The organism is Pigmentiphaga soli, from assembly GCF_039541095.1.
Taxonomy (GTDB): domain Bacteria; phylum Pseudomonadota; class Gammaproteobacteria; order Burkholderiales; family Burkholderiaceae_B; genus Pigmentiphaga; species Pigmentiphaga soli.
In genome coordinates this window covers 1-20,715 of sequence record NZ_BAABFO010000042.1, presented here as the reverse complement: position 1 = coordinate 20,715, position 20,715 = coordinate 1, and the positions used below count along the sequence as shown (strand labels likewise).

Sequence of the window (20,715 nt, the reverse complement as noted above, 5' to 3'; positions counted from 1 at the left end):
CCCGCGCCCGCCGGCCCCGCGCCGACCACCACCGCGCCGCCGCCGGCGGCCGCGCCGGAACCCGGCGTGTCTGTCACGTCCGCATCTTCCGCGCCCGGGGCGCCGGGCGCCACGGGGCCCGCTGCGCCGGCCCCCGGTCCGGCAGCCGGCGCTGGCCTGGCCGGAGAACCGGCCGGCGTCGCCCCGGCCGTCGCTGCCAAGTCCTCGTGGCTGAGCCGCCTGCGCCAGGGCCTGTCGCGCACCGGCCAGACCCTGACCACGCTGTTCGTCGGCGTCAAGGTCGACGAAAACCTGTTCGAGGAACTGGAAACCGCGCTCATCATGGCCGACACCGGCGTGGCCGCCGCCACTTCGCTGATCGGCAAGCTGCGCGCCCGGGCGCGCCAGGAGCGCATCGAAGACGGCGACCGCGTGCGGCAGGCGCTGCGCGAACTGCTGGCCGAACACCTGCGCCCGCTGGAGCGCCGTTTCGACCTCAACCGGCCGGCGCCGGTCGTGACGATGATCGCCGGCGTCAACGGCGCCGGCAAGACCACCTCGATCGGCAAGCTGGCGCGCGCCTTCCAGCTGCAGGGCAAGCAGGTATTGCTGGCCGCCGGCGACACCTTCCGCGCCGCCGCGCGCGAACAGCTGGCCGAATGGGGCCGGCGCAACGGCGTGACGGTGATCGCGCAGGAAGGCGGCGACCCGGCCGCGGTGGCGTTCGACGCCGTCCAGGCCGGCCGCGCGCGCGGCATGGGCGTGGTGATGGTCGACACCGCCGGCCGCCTGCCCACCCAGCTGCACCTGATGGAGGAGATCAAGAAGATCAAGCGCGTGATCGCCAAGGCCGATCCCACGGCGCCGCACGAAGTGCTGCTGGTGATCGACGGCAACACCGGGCAGAACGCGCTGGCGCAGATCAAGGCCTTCGACGACGCGCTCGGCCTGACCGGCCTGATCGTCACCAAGCTCGACGGCACCGCCAAGGGCGGCATCCTGGCCGCCGTGGCCTCCGGCGCGCAGGGCGTGCGGCCGGTGCCGGTCTACTGGATCGGCGTGGGCGAAGGCATCGACGACCTGCAGCCCTTCGTGGCCGACGAGTTCGCGGGGGCGTTGCTGGGCGGCTGACCGGGGCGGCCCGGCCCTCAGCCGGCCAGGCGGCTCGCCATTTCGGCGATTACCGTGGCTCGCAGCGCCCGCAGACAACGCATCTCGCCGGCCAGCGCCGCGGCGACGCGGCCATCGCCGGCCCACTGTGCATTGGCAGCCTCGGCTTCCGCACAGACCTGTTCCGCGGCCACGCCGATGCGCCCCGCCAGGCGATCCAGCGGTTCGGCCAGCCACTCGGGCGAGTATTCGAATGCCCAGATGCCGTCCCGCTCGCGCAGATGGCCGACCCGGGTGCGGTCGATGTAGAGGTCCGGGCTGCGTTCAGCCATCGCGGCCGCCCCCGCCATCCGTTTCCTTGCCGCCGGGGCCGGGCGGCGACAGGAGGGCGGCCACCGGCGGGCCGATGTCGTCGGGGACATCGATGTAGACGTGCACGCCCGGCCCGTGCAGCACCTGGAACAGCTTGCTCCATTGCACGGATTCGGCGCCCTTTTCCACCTTGCCCAGGAAATTTTCGCTGACGCCGATGCTGCCGGCTGCGTCGGATTCTGAAAAAAGCGGGGCTGGAAAAACAGGAATCCACACGATCGTGAGGACATTCAGAGGATCTGGCTCAGGAACTGCCGCGTCCTTTCATTCCGGGGATGCGAGAAAAAGGCCTCCGGCGTGTTCTGTTCGACGATCCGTCCTTCGTCCATGAACAGCACGCGATCCGCCACCTGCCGCGCGAAGCCCATTTCGTGCGTCACGCACAGCATGGTCATGCCGCCGTCGGCGAGCGAGGTCATCACGTCCAGCACTTCCTTGACCATCTCGGGGTCCAGCGCCGAGGTGGGCTCATCGAACAGCATGATTTGCGGCGCCATGCACAGCGCCCGCGCGATCGCCACCCGCTGCTGCTGGCCGCCGGACAGTTGCCCAGGGTATTTGCCGGCCTGTTCCGAGATGCGCACCCGCTCCAGGAAGCGCATGGCGGTGGCCTCGGCCTGGGCGCGCGGCTGCTTCAGCACCCAGACCGGCCCCAGCGTGAGGTTCTCCAGCACGGTCAGGTGGGGAAACAGGTTGAAGTGCTGGAACACCATGCCGACGTTGCGGCGGATGGCTTCCACATGCCTGAGGTCGTCGGTCAGCTCGACGCCGTCGACCACGATGCGGCCTTGCTGGTGCGCCTCGAGCCGGTTGATGCAGCGGATCAGCGTCGACTTGCCCGAACCGGAAGGCCCGCAGATGACGATGCGCTCGCCGCGCCGCACGGCCAGGTCGATGTCGCGCAGCACGTGATACTTGCCGTACCACTTGTTGACGCCCTGCATCTCGATGATGGCGTCCGCAGCCTGGGCGGCGGAGGTTTCGGGAACGGACATGGACGGGTCTCCTAGCGCCGGTCGGCCGCCAGCCGGCGTTCCAGCGCCTGGCTGTAGCGCGACATCGAATAGCAGAACACGAAGTAGATGGCGGCGATGAACAGATAGGCCTCGACCGAGAAGCCCGCCCACGCGGTGTCGGCCAGCGCCGCCTTGGCCGACTGGGTGAGGTCGAAAATGCCGATGATGACTACCAGCGAAGTGTCCTTGAACACCAGGATGAACATGCTGACCAGCGGCGCGATGATGACCTTCAGCGCCTGCGGCAGCACCACCAGCCGGATCTGCTGCCAGTAGCCCAGGCCGATCGCCTCGGCGCCCTCGATCTGGCCGCGCGGGATCGCCTGCAGGCCGCCGCGCACCAGTTCGGCCAGGTAGGCCGCGGCGAACAGCACGATGGCGATCTGCGCGCGCAGGAGTTTGTCGATGGTGAAGCCTTCGGGCAGGAACAGCGGCAGCATCACCGAGGCCATGAACAGCAGGCTGATCAGCGGCACGCCGCGCACCAGCTCGATGTAGACCACGCACAGCGCCTTGATGGCCGGCAGTTTCGAGCGCCGGCCCAGCGCCAGCAGCACGCCCAGCGGAAAGGCCAGGCCGACGCCGAAGGTGGCCAGGATCAATGTGAGCGGCAGGCCGCCCCAGCGGCTGTCTTCTACATAGTCCAGGCCCAGCACGCCGCCCCACATCAGGATGCCGGACGCGGCCAGCGCGGCGATCCAGAGGACGGCCAGCCAGCGGTTCCAGAAGCGGCGCAGGCAGCTGGCGATGACGACCGCCAGCAGCACCGCGGTGGTGAGCAGCGGCCGCCATTGTTCGTCGTAGGGATAGAGGCCGAACAGGATCAGCCGGTATTTTTCCGCGATGAAGGCCCAGCATGCGCCGCCCGCGGCGCGGCAGGCCTGCGCCGTCGGCGCCGTGAACGAGGCCTTGACCAGTCCCCACTCCACCAGCGGCGGCGCGATCATCAGCAGCAGCCACGCGCACAGCAGCGTCAGCACCGTGTTCAGCGGCGACGAAAACAGCCGCGCGCGCAGCGTCCGGAGCCAGCCCGTGCGCCCTTCGGGCGGCCGTGCGGCCCCGCCGGACGAAGTGCCCTCCTGCCGCTGCGCGGCATCCTCCCCGAGGAAGGGCGCGGGTCCTTCGGGCGGCCGTGCGGCCCCGCTCATCGCTCGACCAGCGCGATGCGCCGGTTGTAGAAGTTCATGAACATCGATATCGAAAGGCTGACCGCCAGGTAGGCCGCCATGATGATCAGCACGCCCTCGATCGCCTGGCCGGTCTGGTTCAGCGTGGTGTTGACCACCGACACCAGGTCCGGATAGCCGATGGCCACCGCCAGCGAGCTGTTCTTGACCACGTTCAGGTACTGGTTGGTGAGCGGCGGCACGATCACGCGCAGCGCCTGCGGCAGCACCACCAGCCGCAGTACCGCGCCGCGCCGCAGGCCCAGCGATTCGGCGGCCTCCCACTGGCCGCGGTCGATGGCCTGGATGCCGGCGCGCACGACTTCGGCGATGAAGGCGGAGGTGTAGATGGTGAGCCCGGCCAGCAGCGCCGCGTATTCGGGGGTGAGCGTGATGCCGCCGGCGAAGTCGAAGCCTTGCAGCCGCGGCAGGTCCAGCTGCAAGGGCGCGCCGCCGGCCAGCCAGCCCAGCAGCGGCAACCCGGCCAGCAGCGCCACGATCCGGCGCCCCAACGGCCGCGGCGCATGGCCGGCGCGGCGCTGCCGCCGGGCGCGGTGCGCCAGCGCCAGCGAAATCGCGATCGCCAGCAGCAGCCCCGCCAGCGCGTAATCGAAGGCCACGTGGTGGACGAAGGCCGGCAGCCGGATGCCGCGGTTCGATATGAATACCCCCGGCAGCGGATGCAGCGCCTGCCGCGGCCCCGGCGTGTTCTCGGTGATCAGCGCGTACCAGAGGAACAGCTGCAGCAACAACGGCGTATTGCGCAGCAGTTCGACATAGACCCCGGCCAGCCGCGCCGCCAGCCAGTTGCGCGACAGCCGCGCGACGCCCACCAGCGTGCCCAGCACGGTGGCCAGCACGATCGCCACCGCCGCCGCCCGCACGGTATTGAGCAGGCCCACCGCGATGGCCCGCGCGTAGGTGTTCTGCGGGCCGTACTCGATCGGGCTTTCGCCGATCGCGAAGCCGGCCTCGCGGCCCAGAAAGCCGAAGCCCGATGCGATGTGGCGCGAGGCCAGGTTGGCCAGCGTGTTGGAAACCAGGAACCAGGCGACCAGCCCGACCGCGGCCAGCGCCGCGACCTGGTAGACCGCCGCCCGCAGCGACGGGTTGCTCCAGCGTAGATGCGTCATCGATTCAGATACTTACCGTGCCGGCCATGGCTCACGACGTATGGACCGTCCCGGCCCGACCCAGGACGCCGCAGATCCGGCTCCGCCGGTCCGCCGGCGTCGCCCCTAGAGGGGCGCGCGAAGCGCGTAGGGGTGGGACTCATCTTATGGGCAGGGCGTACATCAGGCCGCCCTGCGTCCACAGCGCGTTGGCGCCGCGCGCCATCTTCATCGGGCTGCCCTGGCCCAGGTTGCGGTCGAAGCTCTCGCCGTAGTTGCCGACCTGCTTGACGATGTTGTAGACCCATTTCTCGTCCACCCCCAGGCTCTTGCCGCCGCCGGGCGTGACGCCCAGGATGCGCTGCACGTTGGGATTGGCGCTCTTGAGCATCTGGTCCACGTTCTTCGAGGTGATGCCGTATTCCTCGGCCTCGATCATCGCGTTCAGCGTCCACTTGACGATGTCCAGCCACTGGTCGTCGCCCTTGCGCACCAGCGGGCCCAGCGGCTCCTTCGACAGCCGCTCGGGCAGGATCACCCAGTCGTCGGGGTTGGGCAGCATGGTGGCGCGCATCATGCTCAGCGCCGAGGCGTCGGTGGTGTAGGCGTCGCAGCGGCCGGCGGCGAAGGCGCGCACCAGTTCGTCGAACTTGTCTATCACCACCGGCTTGAAGTTCAACTTCGCGGCGCGGAACCAGTCGGCCAGGTTCAGTTCGGTGGTAGTGCCGGGCTGCAGGCAAAAGGTGGCGCCGTTGAGCTCGCGCGCGCTTTTGACGCCCAGCTTTTTCGGCACCATGATGCCCTGGCCGTCGTAGAAATTGACGCCGGCGCCCGACAGCCCCAGGCCCGCGTCGCGCGACAGCGTGACGGTGGTGTTGCGGGGCAGGACGTCGACCTCGCCCGATTGCAGCGCGGTGAAGCGCTGCTGGGTGTTGAGCGGGGTCAGCTTGAACTTGGCGGCGTCGCCGAACACGGTGGCGGCGACCGCCTTGCACAGGTCGACGTCGATGCCGGTCCACACGCCCTTGCTGTCGGGATTGCTGAAGCCCGCCACGCCGGTCGACACGCCGCATTGCACGAAGCCTTTTTTCCGGACCGCGTCGAGCGTCTGGCCGGCATGGGCGGCGCCCGCCGCGGCCAGTATCAGCAGGCCTGCCACGGCCGATTGCAACAATTTCATCGTGTTTTCCCTTTCGAAAAGCCGATGGACTATAAAGCAGCACCGCCCGGGCGGAGCCATGTACGCTAGTGTAGCGGCGCGTTAACCTATGCACCCATGATTGAATTCCGGCAAGTCTTCAAAACCTACGGCCGCGGCGTCGATACGCTGGCCGACGTCAATTTCGGCATCGCCGCCGGCGAGTTCGTGTTCGTCTCGGGCCCGTCGGGCGCCGGCAAGTCGACGCTGCTCAAGCTCATCGCGGGGCTCGACACGCCCAGCCGCGGCACGGTGCTGGTCAACGGCCAGAACGTGGGCCGGCTGCCGGCGCGCGCCCGGCCCTATCTGCGGCGGGCCATCGGCACCATCCTGCAGGACGCGCACCTTCTGGACGACCGCAGCGCCTTCGAGAACGTGCTGCTGCCGCTGGTGGTGACCGGCCATTCGCGCGGCGCCGCGGTCAATCGCGCCCGCGTGGCGATCGAGCGGGTCGGCCTGTCGGGCAAGGAAAACCTGCGGCCGCGCGAGCTGTCGGGCGGCGACCAGCAGCGGCTGGCGATCGCCCGCGCCATCGTCAACCGGCCGTCGCTGCTGATCGCCGACGAGCCCACCGCCAACCTCGACCGCGACAGCGCGCATCGCATCGCGGCGATCTTCCGCGATTTCAACCGCAGCGGCGTGACCACGCTGCTGGCCACGCACGACGAGTCCCTGATCGCCGGCTACGCCAGCCGCGTGCTGTTCGTCGACGGCGGCCGGGTGGTCGACGGCGGGCCGCGCACGCCGGGGCTGGGGGCGGCAAGCGCCGCGCCCGCCGGCGGCGGCTTCGCCGGCGCCCCTGCGGGCGCCGTTCCGGGCGCGGCCCCTGCCGCGCCGTCGCCGCGCTTCGACGGGAGGCCGCAATGAGCCCGCTGTTGCGCCAGCACCGCTATGCGCTCGGCGTCACGCTGCGCCGGCTGTTCGCCCAGCCCTTCTCGTCGCTGGCCAATCTGATCGTGGTCACGCTGGCGCTGGCGATCCCGCTGCTGGTGGCTTCGGCGCTGACTTCGCTGCAGCCGGTGTCGGGCCGCCTGGCGGCCGAGCCCGAGATGACGGTGTTCATGCGGGTCGACGCCACGCCGGCCGAGACCGGCGCCGTGGCCGACCGCATCCGCCGCGACTACCGCAGCGACGTGGTCGACGTGCGGGTGATCGACCGCGACAAGGCGCTGGCCGATCTCAAGGCCAATCCCGCCTATGCCGACGCGCTGTCGGTGCTGTCCGACAACCCCCTGCCCGATGCCATCGTGGTCACGCTTTCCGGCGAGGACCTGGCGCGCCGCGCCGGCCGGCTGGCGGCGGCGTGGCGCGAGTGGGCCAAGGTCGACATGGTGCAGGTCGACAGCGCATGGGTGCAGCGGCTGGAGGCCATCGTGCGTTTTGCCCGCACCGGGCTGATCATGCTGGCCGTGGTGGTGGCGGCGGCGGTGCTGGCGGCCGTGTTCAACACCGTGCGCATGCAGGCGCTGTCGCAGCGCGAAGAGATCGGCGTGGCGCGGCTGGTGGGGGCCACCGAATCGTTCGTGCGCCGGCCCTTCCTGTACCTGGGCGCGATCAGCTGCGGCGTGGCCGCCCTGGCGGCTATCGGCCTGGTGCGGCTGGCGCTCGATCCGCTGAATGCGGCGCTGGCCGACCTGGCGCGCAGCTACGGCGCCGAATTCGCCATCCGGCTGCCGGCGGCGCCCTGGCTGGGGCTGTTCGTGGTGGCCGTGGCGCTGCTGGGAGCCTGCTCGGCGCGCTGGTCGGTGTCGCGCAGCACGAGATTCTGATGTCATAAAAATGACATGTCATCATTCCCGGCGGATGCCGGCATTAACATCGGGGCCCCTTCCCTGATGCCGGCGCGGCACTGCGCTCCATGCTAGAACAAGAAATCAAGCTTTTCGTTCCGCCGGCGGCGCGCAAGGCCGTCGCCGCCCAGCTCGCTTCCCTAGCCGCTTCCCGCCGGGTCCGTTTGCGGGCCATGTATTTCGACACGGCCGACCGCCAGCTCGCCTCCCGCCGGGCGGCGATCCGGCTGCGCCAGGAAGGCCGCAAATGGGTGCAGACGTTCAAGATGGAAGGCGGCGACGCGGTGTCGCGCATCGAACTGAATCATCCCGTGTCCGCGCCGCAGCTCGATCTGTCGGTGTACGCCGGCACGCCCGCCGCGCCGCTGCTGGAACGGCTGGAAGGGCCGCTGGAGGCCCGCTATGAAACCGACGTGATGCGGGCGTCCTGCCGCGTGCGTACCCGTGGCGGCACGGCCGAGATCGCCTACGACGTCGGCGCGATCCGCGCCGGCGGGCTCGAATTGCCGGTGCACGAGCTCGAATTCGAATTGCAGTCGGGCCGGGTCGACGGGCTGTTCGCGCTGGCTGGCCGCTGGCTGCGCGCGCACGGGCTGGTGCTGGACGTGCGCAGCAAGGCCGAGCGCGGCGACGCGCTGGCCGGCGCGGCGGCGCGCATCGCCGCCGCGGCCGAAGGCGGGCAGGCCGCCGCCCGCAGCGCCGAGATCGCCCGCTTCTGGGCGCCCGTGCAGGCGGGCAAGACCGGACTCCGCCCGCACATGACGCCGGCCGAGGCGCTGACGGCGATCAGCGCCGACTGCGTGGACCAGATCATCCGCAACGCGGCCGCGCTGGCCGAGGCGGCCGACGCCTGCGGCGACGGCGGCGAGGAACATGTGCACCAGCTGCGCGTCGGCATCCGCCGGCTGCGCTCGGCCTGGCGCCTGTTCAAGGAATGGACGCCGCTGCCCGACGAGCGGCTGCGCCAGGCGGCGTCGGCCCACTTCGCCGCGTTCGGCGCGCTGCGCGACAGCGACGTGCTGGGCGGTACGCTGGTGCCCGCGCTGCAGGCGGCAGGCATGCCGCCGATCGCGCCAGCCGCCGCGGCCGAAGACGCGCCCGACGCCGCTACGCTGGCCGCTTCGCCCGCCTTCCAGGGCTGGCTGCTCGACATGCAGGCCTGGAACGTGGGCTGCCGGCCACCGCCCGCGCGCACGGCCGCAGCCAGGCCCGCCAAGGCCGACCCGGAGACGGCCGCGGTGGCGGCGCGCGGCGCGCTGACGATTTTCGGGCCGGGCGGCGAGGCCGCCTCCGCGGTGGCCGCCGGCGCGCCGGCTTCGGCCGGTGCGGCCGGCTCCGCCGAGCCTGCGCCCGCGCCGAAACTGGCCGACCTGGCGGCCGGCCGCATGCGCAAATGGCACCGGCGGCTGGCGGCCCAGGGCAAGAATTTCCACGCCCTGGCCGACGAGCAGCGCCACGACCTGCGCAAGCTGGCCAAGCGCCTGCGCTACGCGCTGTCGTTCACCGAACCGCTGTACCGGCGCAGCGCCGTGCGGCCCTACCGCAAGCAACTGGCCGCGCTGCAGGACATCCTGGGCGACATCAACGACCTCGTCGTGGCGCGCGAACACTACGCCGCGCTGACGGAAGGGCACCCGCAGGCCTGGTTCGCGCTCGGCTGGATCTCCGGCCGCCTGGAAGCGCTGCACGCGAAGGCCGAAGCCGGCTTCGCCGCGCTGAAAGCCGCCAAGCCCTTCTGGAGATAACTCCCCCTACGCGCTTCGCGCGCCCCCCGGGGGGCGGCACTGGCGGACCGGCGGAGCCGGATCCGCTGTGCCCTGGATGGCGGCACGGCGCAACTTGTAAGGCTGTGGAAAGGGGGCTTTACAGCAGCTTTTCGATGTCGGCGGCGATGTCTTCCGGCTTGTCGTTCGGCGCATAGCGCCTGACCGGCTCGCCGTCGCGGCCGATCAGGAACTTGGTGAAATTCCACTTGATGGCCTCGGTGCCCAGCACGCCGGGCTTGGCGCTCTTGAGCCAGGCATACAGCGGATGGGCGCCGGGGCCGTTGACTTCGATCTTGGCGAACAGCGGGAAGGTCACGTCGTACTGCAGCGAGCAGAACTGCCTGATCTCTTCCTCGCTGCCCGGCTCCTGGTGGCCGAACTGGTCGCACGGGAAGCCCAGCACCACCAGGCCGCGGTCGCGGTATTTGCGGTACAGCGCCTCCAGCCCGGCATACTGCGGCGTGAAACCGCACTTCGACGCCACGTTGACCACCAGCAGCACCTTGTCGCGGAAGCCGGACAGCGCGACCGGGTCGCCGCCGATGTCCAGCGCGGAGAAATCATGGATCGTGGTCATGCGGCCCTCCCGTCGATGAGCCCGTAGTGTGCCGCCCCGCTACACACCCCGCAAGCATCGGCCGACCCAGGACGCCGCGGATCCGGCTCCGCCGGTCCGCCTGCGTCGCCCCTTGAGGGGAAACGGCCGCAGGCCGCCCGGGGGTGGGCTCATTCATTCGCCGTGATGCCTTCCGTGCGGATCAGGTCGCCCCACTTTTTCGTGTCGCGCCGGATCAGGTCGGCGAATTCCTGCGGCGTGGTAGGCGACAGTTCCACGCCGGTCGATTGCGCATAGGCCTTGAGTTCCGGCGAGGCCAGCACTTTGCGGATGGCGGCGTTCAGCGAGGCCACCGTGCCGGCCGGCGTGTCCTTGGGCGCGAACACGCCGTACCAGTTGTCGGCATAGACGTTGGGCGTGCCGAGCTCGTCGAAGGTCGGCACGTCGGGCAGGACGGCGGTCCGCTTGGGCGCCGCGACGGCCAGCACCTTGAGCTTGCCGGCCTTCAGGTTGGACACCAGTCCGGACACGTCGCCGATGAAGCCGTCCACCTGTCCGCCGATGGTGTCGGTGATGGCCGGCGCGGCGCCCTTGTACGGCACGTGCAGGATGTTGGCGCGGGTGGCGAGCTTGAGCTGCACGATGGCCATGTGCGGCATGCTGCCCACGCCGGACGAGGCCATCGACAGGCCTTTCTCCTTGGCGCGGGCGATGAAGCTGCGCGCATCCTTGCTCGGGCTGCCGGCGCCGACGACCAGTATCTCGGGCGTCGAGATCAGCAGCGAGACGGGCGCGAAATCCTTGGCGGGGTCATAGATCAGCTTGGGGTAGAGGCTGGGATTGATGGAGATGGCGCCCACCGAACTCAGGAACAGCGTCTGCCCGTCGGGCCGCGAACGCGCCACCTGGCTGGCGGCGATGGCGCCGTTGCCGCCCGGCTTGTTCTCCACCACCACGGTGTGGCCAAGTTCTTTTTCCAGTTGCGACGCCACGATGCGCGCCAGGGAATCGGCCGGCCCGCCGGGCGGGAAGGCGACCACCAGGCTGGTGGAAGTCTGGGCCTGGGCGCCGGCGGCGGCCAGGGCGAGCGCGAGGGCGGCCAGGGATTTCAGGATGCGGGGCTGGTGCTGGAACATGATGTTCTCCTCTTTCTGTAGTTGGCATGCGGGACCGTGCCGGCTCAGGCGCCGGCCACGCCCTGGGTGTTGACGAACAGCGAGTAGATCGACGTGCAGGACGCCATGAAAAGCCGGTTGCGGTGCCTGCCGCCGAAACAGAGGTTGGCGCAGCGTTCGGGCAGGGCGATGCGGCCCAGCGGCTCGCCGCGCGGGGAATGGACGCGCACGCCGTCCAGTTCCGGCGTGCCCATGCCCCAGCCGCACCAGAGGTTGCCTTCGACGTCGACGCGCAGGCCGTCGGGCGTGCCTTCGCCGGCATCGAACAGCACGCGCCGCGCGCCCAGGCGGCGGCCGTCGGCGGCGACGTCGAAGACCAGCACGTTGCGCGGCCGCGAGCGCGACTCGATCACGTAGAGCTGCTTCTCGTCGGGCGAGAACGCCAGCCCGTTGGGGCCGTCGACCGTGTCGCACATCAGCGCCAGTTCGCCGCTGTGGGGATCGATGCGGTAGATGGCCGCGGGCAGCTCCTGTTCGGCCTTCTCGCCCTGGTAGTAGCCGACGATGCCGAAAGGCGGGTCGGTGAACCAGATCGAACCGTCGGACCTGACCACCACGTCGTTGGGCGAATTCAGGCGCCTGCCCCGGTAGCGGTCGGCCAGCACCGTGATGCGGCCGTCGTGTTCGGTCCGGCTGACGCGGCGGCCCTGGTGCTCGCAGGTGACCAGCCGGCCCTGGCGGTCGCGCGTATTGCCGTTGGCGTATCCCGAGGCCGGGCGCCAGACGTGCGCCTCTCCGGTGACTTCGTCCCAGCGCATGATGCGGTCGTTGGGCACGTCGCTCCACAGCAGGTAGCGGCCGTCGCCGAACCACACCGGCCCCTCGGCCCAGCGGCAGCCGCCGGCCAGGCGCTCGACCGCGGCCAGCGGCAGCACCAGTTTCGCGAAACGCGGGTCCAGCGCGACGACGGCCGGATCGGGGTAGCGTCCCGGCGGATCAATCGCAGCGCGCACTCATGCCTCCGTCGACCACCAGCTCGGTGGCGGTGATGAAACGGGCTTCGTCCGAGGCCAGGAACAGCGCCGCGTTGGCGGTGTCCAGGCCGTTGCCCATGAAGGGCAGCGGGATGCGGGCCTGGCGCTGGGCCAGCAGGCGCCCGACGTCGCCGCCGGCCCGCTGTCCGGCCAGCCGCGCCTCGACCATGGGCGTATGCATCTGGCCCGGGATGACCGCGTTGCAGCGGATGTTCTTCTGCGCGTACTCGATGGCGACCACGCGCGACAGCTGGATGACGCCGGCCTTGGCGCTGGCGTAGCCGACCTGCGCCGCGCCGGTCCAGCGGATGCCGGAGGTCGACGCCACGTTGACGATGGCCCCGCCGCCGCGCGCTTCCAGCAGCGGCAGCACGTGGCGGCAGCACAGGTAGACGCTCTTGAGGTTGAAATCGATCTGGCGGTCCCAGGTTTCCTCGTCCAGGTCCACGGGGCCGCCCTTGCGCGAGCCGCCCACGTTGTTGACCAGGACATCGACCCCGCCCAGCGTCCCGGCGCAGGCGCGCGCCATCTCGCGCACCGCTTCCGAGTCGGTGACGTCGGCCTGCCAGGTGACGATCTCGCCGCCGGTTTCGCGCACCTTGTCCACGGTCTCGGCCATGGCGGCCGGGTCGCGGTCGACGGCGAACACGCGCGCGCCTTCCTGGGCGAAGCGGTAGGCGATCGCGCGGCCGTTGCCCCAGCCGGGGCCGACGCTGCCCGCGCCGGTAACGATGGCCACCTTGCCTTGCAGTCTGCCTGTCATATCGGCCTCCCTTGTCGTGCCGGTTCCGGGGTCTGCGCCGCGTCCGGCGCCAGGCGGAACATGGTCCGCCGGGTGTTGATGAAGTTGGGGCGCACGCGGTCGCTCCAGCCGGTGGCGCGCACGGCCAGCCAGGCGGGCGAGCCGAACGCGTCGCGGCGCGCCAGTTCGTAGCAGGCGTAGTGGCGCGGCGAGCCGTCGCGGGCGACGTAGCGGCGCGCGCTCACGGTGCCGGGGACGGCGGCGAGCCCGGGCAGGTGTTCTTCCTCATACCAGCGGTCGAAGTCCTCCGCCGCTTCGGGCCGAACGTCGGTTTCGACGACGTAGAACCACGGCGCCGGCTGGCCGGCGGCTTCGCCGGCCAAGTCGGTGGTCTGCGCCAGTTCGACGAAGGTGGCGGCGGGATGGCGCTGGCGCAGCGCGGCCCGCAGTCCGTCCGGGCCGGCGGGAAGGGGCAGCAGCGCATAGGTTTCGTCGCGGTCGTCGGCGTGGTAGACGCGCAGGCCGGCGCGGTCCGGGGCCGGCAGCGCGCCGATGGCCCCGGGGGCGACGACCTGGCCGGGAAATTTGATCAGCAGTCGGTCCATGTTCATCCTGGAAGGGTTCAGGGCTCGAACCGGTAGAGGCGGTCCGGGTTCTCCACCAGGATCCGGCGCCGGAGGGCGGGATCGGGGCAGAGCCGCAGGAAGGTGTTGAGCAGTTCGCCGTCGTCGGGCATGTCGCCGCGCACATTGGGGTGGGGCCAGTCGGTGCCCCACAGCAGGCGTTCGGGCATGCTGTCGAGCAGCGCGGCGGCCAGCGGTTCGGCGTCGCCGAAAGGGCGCCTGCCGTGGCTCGACACGCGGTCGAGGCCGGAGATCTTGATCCATGCGCCGGGATGGCCGCGCAGCGCGAGCAGCGCGCGGAAGGCCGCGCCGCCGGTGCCTTCGGCGGCCTCGGCGCGCCCCATGTGGTCGATCACGAAGGGCACGGGCAGCGTTTCCAGGCGCGGCAGCAGCGCGACCAGCGCGGCGGGGTCGGCATGGATGCAGACGTGCCAGCCGAAGGGCGCGATGCGCGGCACGATGTTGGCCAGGGCATCCCATCCCCCGCCGGCCAGGTGCGCCGTGAAATTGAAACGCACGCCGCGCACGCCGCTGCGGTCGAGCCCGGCGATCGTGTCTTCGCCGGTGCCGGGCGCCAGCAGCGCCACCGCGCGGTACTGGCCCGCGCCCCGCCGCAGCGCGTCCAGCGTGGCCGCCATGTCGTAGCCATGGCAAGCCGGCTGCACGATCACGCCGCGGCGGAATCCCAGTTGCCGGTGCAGCTCGCGCAGCCGTTCGAACGGGGCGTCGGGCGGCGTATAGGGCCGGTCGTCGGCATAGGGGAAGCGGGATGCCGGGCCGAAGACGTGGAAATGGCTATCGCAGGCGTCGGCCGGCAAGGGGCCGGCGGGCGGCGTGACGCGGGCGAGCGGCGGGGCGCAATCGGGCATGGCGGGCCGGGGTCTATGACGGTTCCCGCATCATGGGCACGGCCCGCAAGCCGAGCAATGTCGCCGCGCGGACTTCTGATATAGGAAAAACGTATACCATTGCCGGCATGGATCTCAGGCAAATCCGCTATTTCCTCGTGATATGCGAAAAGCGAAACCTGTCCCGCGCCGCCGAGGTGCTGGGGGTATCGCAGCCTTCGCTCAGCCGGCAGATCCAGTTGCTGGAAGGCGAATTGCGGCACCACCTGCTGGCCCGGACCGGCCGCGGCGTGGAGCCCACCGAGGCCGGCCTGCGCTTCCTGGAACATGCCAAGGCCATCGATGCCCTGGCCGCGCAGGCGCGCCACGACATGCGGACCTTCCGCTCGCCGGTGCAGGACAAGGTCAGGCTGGGCATGCCGCACCGCGTGGCGCGCCGGCTGGCGCCGCAGATCGTGCAGGCCTTTCGCCGCCGGCATCCCGACGCGGCGCTGACGCTGGCCGAGGGCCTGAGCAACGAGATGAACGAATGGCTCACCAAGGGCCGCGTGGACCTGGCGCTGCTGTACGACCCGCCGCTTTCGGCGCTGCTGCGCTACGAGTCGATCTACCGCGAGAACCTGGTGCTGGCCTACGGCAAGACCTGCCGGCCGGTGCCGCCGGCGCGCGTGCGCGCCCGCGACCTGGGACGCTATCCGCTGGTGCTGCCGAGCGCGCCCAATACCATCCGGGCGCTGGTGGACCATGCCTGCCGCGAACTGAACGTGGCGCTGAACGTGGTGGCCGAGGTCGACGTGGTGCAGACCATCCTCGAAACCATGAGCGAGGAGAGCATGTTCACCATCATTCCGTATTCGGCGCTGCACGACATGCAGGGGCAGGACTACCTGGCCCATTCCGCCATCGTCGAGCCCACCATCACCAACAACCTGACGCTGGCCATGCCCGCCAGCGGCACGCCGGCGCCGCTGGTGGAGTCGACCGCGGCGATCATCCGCGGGCTTGATATCGCGAAGTCGTTCGCGTGATTCCCTAGCGCACGAGCTGGTTGATCTCGATGATCGGCATCAGCACCGCCAGCACGATCAGCAGCACCACGCCGCCCATCACCAGGATCATCAGCGGCTCCAGCAGCGCCGTCAGCGCCATGGCGCGGCGCTCCACCTCGCGCGACAGGGTCTGCGCGGCGCGGTCGAGCAGCTCGGGCAGGGTGCCGGTTTTCTCGCCGCTGGCCGTCAGGTGCACCAGCAGCGGCGGGAACAGCTTCTGCGCCTGCAAGGCCGGCGCCAGCCCGACGCCCTCGCGCACGCGCGCGGTGGCGTCGTCGATGGCCGCCCGCAGCCGGTCGTTGCCCAGCGTCTGGCGCGCGGCGTCGAGCGAGCGCAGCAGCGGCACGCCGCTGCCGGTCAGGATCGCCAGCGTGGAGGCGAAGCGCGCGGCGTCCAGCCCGAGCACGAAGCGCCCGGCCAGCGGCAGCCGCAGCACGCGGGCGTGCCAGGCCAGCCGGGTGGCGGCGTTGCGCAGCATCATGCGCCAGCCGGCCATCGCGGCGGCCGCCAGCAGCGCCACCAGCCAGCCCCAGCTGCGCACGAACTCGCTCAGCTGCAGCATCACGCGCGTCAGCAGCGGCAGTTCCTGCCGCGCCTGCGAAAACGCGCTGACCACCTGCGGCACCACATAGCCGAGCAGGAAGATGACGATGCCGATCGACACCACCGTCACCACCGCCGGGTAGATGAAGGCGGTCAGCACCTTGGTGCGCAGGGCGTTGCGTTCTTCGATGTAGCCGGCCAGCTTGTCCATCACCTGGGCCAGGTCGCCGGATTCCTCGCCGGCGGCCACCAGCGCGCGGTAGATGTCGGGAAAATCGCGCGGCCGCGCGGCCAGCGCGTCGGCCAGCCGGTGGCCGGCGCGCACGTCGGCGCGCACGGCGGTCATCACCTCGGCCGTGTGCTTGCGCTCGGCCTGCTCGGCGGTGGCCGTCAGCGCGGCATCGATCGGCAGCCGCGCTTCCAGCAGGCTGGCCAATTGCCGCGTGGCCCACGCCAGCTCGGCATCCGACATGCGCGCGCCGAACCAGCCGCGCCCCCCGCCCGCCTTGCCCGAGCGTCCATCGACCTCCTCCACCGACAGCGGCGTCAGCCCGCGCCCCCGCAACTGCGCGCGCGCCGCGCGCGGGCTGTCGGCATCGACCAGCCCCCGATCCAGCTTGCCGGCCGCATCCGCCGCCTCGAAACGATAAGACGGCATCTCAGCCCCCCCACCAACCAGCCCAGGGCACAGCGGATCCGGCTTTGCCGGTCCGCCAGTGCCGCCCCCTCGAGGGGGAGCGGCCGAAGGCCGCCAGGGGGGGGCTTCCCTTCCGGTCCGCCAGTGCCGCCCGCTGGGGGGCGCGCGCAGCGCGTAGGGGGGGGACTACTTCATGCATCGCGGGTCACCCGAAGGACTTCTTCCGGCGACGTAATGCCGGACGCGACCCACCGCTCGCCGTCCTCGCGCATCGTCCGCATGCCGGCCGCGGCGGCGGCCTCGCGCAGCGCCTGTTCGCCCACGCCTTCGTGGATCAGCCGCCGCTGGGTGTCGTCGATCACGTACAGCTCGTGGATGCCTGTGCGGCCGGCGTAGCCGGTATGGCTGCACGAGGGGCAGCCCACCGGCCGGTAGACGACGCGGCCGTCGGGCTCGGTCTCGGGGCGCTTGCAGTCGGGGCACAGGCGGCGCACCAGCCGCTGCGCCACCACGCCCAGCAGCGAGGACGACAGCAGGAAGGGCTCCACGCCCATGTCGGTCAGCCGCGTGACGGCCGACACCGAATCGTTGGTGTGCAGCGTGGCCAGCACCAGGTGGCCGGTGAGCGAGGCCTGCACCGCGATCTGCGCGGTTTCCAGGTCGCGGATCTCGCCGATCATGATGACGTCGGGATCCTGCCGCAGGATGGCGCGCAGCGCCAGCGCGAAGCTCATGTTGATCTTGGCGTTGACCTGGGTCTGGCTGATGCCGGGCAGGTCGTACTCGATCGGGTCTTCCACCGTCAGGATGTTGGTGGTGGAGGCGTCCAGCCGCCCCAGCGCCGCGTACAGCGTGGTGGTCTTGCCGCTGCCGGTGGGGCCGGTCACCAGCACGATGCCGTGCGGCTGGCGGATCAGGCGGTCCAGTTCGGCCAGCAGCGTCGGGTCCATGCCGAGCCGGCCCAGTTCGAGGCGGCCGGCCTCCTTGTCGAGCAGGCGCAGCACCGCGCGTTCGCCGTGGCCGGTGGGCAGCGTCGACACCCGCACGTCGATCGGGCGGCCGCCCACGCGCAGCGCGATGCGGCCGTCCTGCGGCAGGCGCTTTTCCGAGATGTCGAGATTGGCCATGATCTTGATGCGCGAGATCAGCGCCGCGTGCAGCGCCTTGCGCGGGCTGACCACGTCGCGCAGCGTGCCGTCCACGCGGTAGCGCACCACCGAATGCGTCTCGAACGGCTCGATGTGGATGTCGCTGGCGCCGTCGCGCGCGGCCTGGGTGAACAGCGCGTTGATCATGCGGATCACCGGCGCGTCGTCCTGCGTTTCGAGCAGGTCTTCCACTTCGGGAATGTCCTGCATCAGCCGCGCGAGGTCGATCTCGTTCTCGGCCGCGCCCACCACCGCCGCGGCGTCGCCCGTATCGGCGTAGGCCGCGGCCAGGCGCGTTTCCAGTTCGCTGTCGGATACCCGCGCGATGCGCAGCGCGCCATGGCGGCGCTGCACCTCGGCGATCGCCCAGGCCGGCGTGCGCGGGCTCACCACCAGCTGCGCGCCGTCGGGGCGGATGCTGAGCAGCGCGCGCTGCGCGCGCGCCCAGCCGTAGGGCAGCGGGTTCATGGCCGCGTCACCACTTCGGCCGAATAGCCGAGGCCGCGCAGCGTGGACAGCGTGCTGTCCATCGTGACCATGTCGCGCGAGACGCGCGAACGCACGCTCCAGCCGTTGTCGGTCCTGACCACGTAGGCGTTCAGGCCGGCGTCGGCCACCCTGCGCGCGGTCATCCGGGCGTCGGCCTCGTTGGCCGCTGCCGCCACCTGCAGCACCGTGGTGGGCGAGTCGGACTGCAGCGCCGCCATGTCGCGCGGCACCACCGACAGCTCGGGCTTGTCGCCGGTGGCGCCTTCCCTGATCAGCGGATCGCCCGCGCCCGGCACGCGCGGCGGCAGCTGCGGCGCCTGCATGTCGGGCAGCAGCCAGTGCGATTGCGGCTGCGAGGCGGCCTGCTGCGCGCGCATGTATTCGTAGCGGTCCACCATCAGGCTGTTGTTGGCGCCGCCGTCGCGCACCACGTAGGGCCGCAGGAACACCATCAGATTGGTCTTGGTGCGCTTGCGGTTGTCGTAGCGGAACAGGTTGCCCACGCCCGGGATGTCGCCCAGCCCCGGCACCTTGTCGACGCCGCCCGTGACGCTGTCCTGCACCAGGCCGCCGATGGCGATGATCTGGCCGTCGTCGACCAGCACGTTGGATTCGATCGCGCGCTTGTTGGTGATGATGCCGGCGCTGTTGCTCTGGCTGGTGTCGACGCTGCTGACTTCCTGGTAGATCGCCATCTTGACGGTGCCGCCTTCGGACACCTGCGGCCTGACCTTCAGCGTCAGGCCGACGTCCTTGCGTTCGATGGTCTGGAACGGGGTGACGCTGGAGGAGCCGCTCGTCTGCGCGTACTGGCCGGTGATGAACGGCACGTTCTGGCCGATGACGATGCTGGCCTCTTCGTTGTCGAGGGTCAGCAGGTTTGGCGTCGACAGGATGTTGGCGCCGGCCTGGCTTTCCAGCGCGCGGGCCAGGAAGCCCAGGTTGGTGACCGCGCCGATGCCGGGGATGGTGATCGAGCCGTGCGCGATGCCGATGCTCAGGCCATTGCCAATGGTGCCGATGTTCTGCGCCACGCCGATGATGTTGGAGCCGGTGCCGCCGAAGCTGGTGCCGCCCACCACCGAGGTGCCGCTGCCGTTCAGGCTGCCCAGCCCGGTCAGCCACTGGATGCCGAATTCGGAAGCGGTGTCGCTCGACACCTCCACGATCAGGCTTTCGACGAAGATCTGCGCGCGGCGCACGTCGAGCTGGTCGACGATTTCGCGCAGGCTGCGGTACAGCGGTTCGGGCGCGGTGATGATCAGCGTATTGGTGGTCGGGTCGGCCTGCACCGTGGCGCCGCCGCCCGAAAAAACCATCGCGCCCGAGGGCGTGTTGGCGCCGGCCCCGAAGCTGCTGCCGCCCAGCGCGGTGCCGCTGCCGCCGCCGCTCAGGCCGGTGCCGCTGGTGGTAAGGCTGCCGGTGCCGGTGGACGTGGTGCTGCCGGTCGTGCTGCCGAGCCCGCTCGTTCCCAGGCTGCCGCCGAGTCCGCCGCCCAACCCGCCGCCCAGGCCCCCGCTGCCGAAGCTGCCGCTGCTGCCCAGCGTGCCGCCGGTGCCGCCGGACTGGCCGGTCAGCACGCCGCGCAGCACCTCGGCCAGCTTGGCCGCTTCGGCGTTGCGCAGGTACACCACGTGCATATTGGTGGCGCGGTCGGACGTCGGGCTGTCGAGCTTGGCGATCAGGTCGCGCGCCAGCCGCGCGCGCGCCGGGCTGCTGGCGCGGATCAGGACGGTGTTGGTGCGCGGGTCGGCCACCGCGGTGATGCGCTGCGCGGCGTCGTTGCCGCCGGTGCCCGGATCCATCAGCCGGTTGACCAGCGCCGCCACGTCGGAGGCGATGCCGTTCCTGACCTCGATCAGGTCGGTGGCGATCGAGGAAGGGGTGTCGACGTTGGCGATCACGGCCGCGATGCGGCGCAGGTTGTCGGCGTAGTCGGTGATGACCAGCGTGTTGTTGCCCGGGTAGGCGTTGATCGGGTTGTTGGGCGCGATCATCGGCCGCAGCACCGGCACCAGGTTGGTCGCGCTTTCGTAGTTCAGCTTGAACACCCGGGTGACGAGCTGGTCGCCGCGCGCGCTGCCCTGGGTCGTGCCGCCTTGCAGCTTGGCGTCGGCCTCGGGCACCACCTTGGTCACGCCGTCGACTTCCACCGCCGCGAAACCCTGCATGCGCAGCGCGCCCAGCAGCATGCGGTAGGCGGTGTCGCGGTCGACGGGGTTTTCCGATACCAGCGTGAGCTGGCCCTTGACGCGCGGGTCCACCAGGAAGGTCTTGCCGGTGAACTGGCCCAGCGCGCGCACCACCGCGTCCAGGTCGGTGTTGACGAAGTTGAGCACCACGCCGTCGCCGGTCGCGCCGGCCGCCGGCGCCGCGGCCGGCGCGGCGGCCAGCGCCGGGTCGGCCAGCGCCAGCAGCGCCG

At 70.9% G+C, this 20,715-nt stretch carries 20 protein-coding genes; 5 read left to right on the top strand and 15 right to left on the bottom strand.

Annotated features, from left to right (window positions below):
- Positions 1–1,110: signal recognition particle-docking protein FtsY (gene ftsY, locus ABD927_RS24050; protein ID WP_425570356.1), on the top strand; the 1,110-nt coding region annotated here is incomplete at its 5' end.
- Between the two features lie 17 nt (positions 1,111–1,127).
- Here ftsY and ABD927_RS24045 read toward each other — a convergent pair.
- The 6 genes from ABD927_RS24045 to ABD927_RS24020 form a co-directional block, all read right to left on the bottom strand.
- Positions 1,128–1,421 (bottom strand): HipA N-terminal domain-containing protein, encoded by a 294-nt coding sequence (locus tag ABD927_RS24045; RefSeq protein ID WP_345252427.1) that lies wholly within the window; start codon positions 1,419–1,421, stop codon positions 1,128–1,130.
- On the bottom strand, positions 1,414–1,569 hold the full coding sequence (locus ABD927_RS24040) for a hypothetical protein (RefSeq protein ID WP_345252426.1): 156 nt from the start codon (positions 1,567–1,569) through the stop codon (positions 1,414–1,416). Before ABD927_RS24040 ends, ABD927_RS24045 begins: the two co-directional genes overlap by 8 nt.
- Positions 1,570–1,691: 122 nt before the next feature.
- The gene (locus ABD927_RS24035) at positions 1,692–2,456 is read right to left on the bottom strand and encodes an amino acid ABC transporter ATP-binding protein (protein WP_345252425.1); all 765 of its coding nucleotides are present in this window, start codon (positions 2,454–2,456) and stop codon (positions 1,692–1,694) included.
- An 11-nt stretch (positions 2,457–2,467) separates the two neighbouring features.
- A complete protein-coding gene (locus ABD927_RS24030) occupies positions 2,468–3,625 on the bottom strand; it encodes an amino acid ABC transporter permease (protein ID WP_345252424.1) in 1,158 nt (385 codons plus the stop codon).
- Positions 3,622–4,776, bottom strand: coding sequence for an amino acid ABC transporter permease (locus ABD927_RS24025; protein ID WP_345252423.1), 1,155 nt, complete (start codon positions 4,774–4,776; stop codon positions 3,622–3,624). Before ABD927_RS24025 ends, ABD927_RS24030 begins: the two co-directional genes overlap by 4 nt.
- 139 nt (positions 4,777–4,915) lie before the next feature.
- The gene (locus tag ABD927_RS24020) at positions 4,916–5,935 is read right to left on the bottom strand and encodes an amino acid ABC transporter substrate-binding protein (protein ID WP_345252422.1); all 1,020 of its coding nucleotides are present in this window, start codon (positions 5,933–5,935) and stop codon (positions 4,916–4,918) included.
- A gap of 96 nt (positions 5,936–6,031) precedes the next feature.
- Between ABD927_RS24020 and ABD927_RS24015 the strand changes: the two genes are divergently transcribed.
- The 3 genes from ABD927_RS24015 (at position 6,032) to ABD927_RS24005 (ending at position 9,488) form a co-directional block, all read left to right on the top strand.
- The gene (locus ABD927_RS24015; RefSeq protein ID WP_345252421.1) at positions 6,032–6,820 is read left to right on the top strand and encodes a cell division ATP-binding protein FtsE; all 789 of its coding nucleotides are present in this window, start codon (positions 6,032–6,034) and stop codon (positions 6,818–6,820) included.
- Positions 6,817–7,722 (top strand): cell division protein FtsX, encoded by a 906-nt coding sequence (locus tag ABD927_RS24010; protein ID WP_345252420.1) that lies wholly within the window; start codon positions 6,817–6,819, stop codon positions 7,720–7,722. Before ABD927_RS24015 ends, ABD927_RS24010 begins: the two co-directional genes overlap by 4 nt.
- 89 nt (positions 7,723–7,811) lie before the next feature.
- Entirely contained in the window at positions 7,812–9,488 is a 1,677-nt protein-coding gene (locus ABD927_RS24005; RefSeq protein ID WP_345252419.1) for a CYTH and CHAD domain-containing protein, read from the top strand.
- Positions 9,489–9,606: 118 nt separating this feature from the next.
- Here ABD927_RS24005 and ABD927_RS24000 read toward each other — a convergent pair whose 3' ends face one another.
- From ABD927_RS24000 to ABD927_RS23975, 6 genes are all read right to left on the bottom strand, one after another.
- Positions 9,607–10,086, bottom strand: a complete 480-nt coding sequence (locus tag ABD927_RS24000; protein ID WP_345252418.1) for a glutathione peroxidase — start codon at positions 10,084–10,086, stop codon at positions 9,607–9,609.
- A 149-nt stretch (positions 10,087–10,235) separates the two neighbouring features.
- The gene (locus ABD927_RS23995) at positions 10,236–11,201 is read right to left on the bottom strand and encodes a Bug family tripartite tricarboxylate transporter substrate binding protein (protein ID WP_345252417.1); all 966 of its coding nucleotides are present in this window, start codon (positions 11,199–11,201) and stop codon (positions 10,236–10,238) included.
- Between the two features lie 44 nt (positions 11,202–11,245).
- Positions 11,246–12,193, bottom strand: a complete 948-nt coding sequence (locus tag ABD927_RS23990) for an SMP-30/gluconolactonase/LRE family protein (RefSeq protein WP_345252416.1) — start codon at positions 12,191–12,193, stop codon at positions 11,246–11,248.
- Positions 12,177–12,977: an SDR family NAD(P)-dependent oxidoreductase gene (locus tag ABD927_RS23985; protein WP_345252415.1), complete on the bottom strand. Its 801-nt coding sequence runs from the start codon at positions 12,975–12,977 to the stop codon at positions 12,177–12,179. The genes ABD927_RS23990 and ABD927_RS23985 overlap by 17 nt, the downstream gene beginning before the upstream one ends.
- Positions 12,974–13,561, bottom strand: a complete 588-nt coding sequence (locus tag ABD927_RS23980) for a hypothetical protein (RefSeq protein ID WP_345252414.1) — start codon at positions 13,559–13,561, stop codon at positions 12,974–12,976. The genes ABD927_RS23985 and ABD927_RS23980 overlap by 4 nt, the downstream gene beginning before the upstream one ends.
- Before the next feature lie 17 nt (positions 13,562–13,578).
- The gene (locus ABD927_RS23975; RefSeq protein WP_345252413.1) at positions 13,579–14,448 is read right to left on the bottom strand and encodes an amidohydrolase family protein; all 870 of its coding nucleotides are present in this window, start codon (positions 14,446–14,448) and stop codon (positions 13,579–13,581) included.
- A 107-nt stretch (positions 14,449–14,555) separates the two neighbouring features.
- Here ABD927_RS23975 and ABD927_RS23970 point away from each other — a divergent pair, with 107 nt between their 5' ends.
- Positions 14,556–15,455, top strand: coding sequence for a LysR family transcriptional regulator (locus ABD927_RS23970; RefSeq protein ID WP_345252412.1), 900 nt, complete (start codon positions 14,556–14,558; stop codon positions 15,453–15,455).
- Positions 15,456–15,459: 4 nt separating this feature from the next.
- Here the strand turns inward: ABD927_RS23970 and gspF are convergent, their stop codons facing one another.
- From gspF to gspD, 3 genes are all read right to left on the bottom strand, one after another.
- Positions 15,460–16,677: a type II secretion system inner membrane protein GspF gene (gene gspF / locus ABD927_RS23965; RefSeq protein WP_345252411.1), complete on the bottom strand. Its 1,218-nt coding sequence runs from the start codon at positions 16,675–16,677 to the stop codon at positions 15,460–15,462.
- A 170-nt stretch (positions 16,678–16,847) separates the two neighbouring features.
- The gene (gene gspE, locus ABD927_RS23960) at positions 16,848–18,272 is read right to left on the bottom strand and encodes a type II secretion system ATPase GspE (protein WP_345252410.1); all 1,425 of its coding nucleotides are present in this window, start codon (positions 18,270–18,272) and stop codon (positions 16,848–16,850) included.
- Positions 18,269–20,715: type II secretion system secretin GspD (gene gspD, locus ABD927_RS23955; protein WP_425570355.1), on the bottom strand; the 2,447-nt coding region annotated here is incomplete at its 5' end. The genes gspE and gspD, both read right to left, overlap by 4 nt.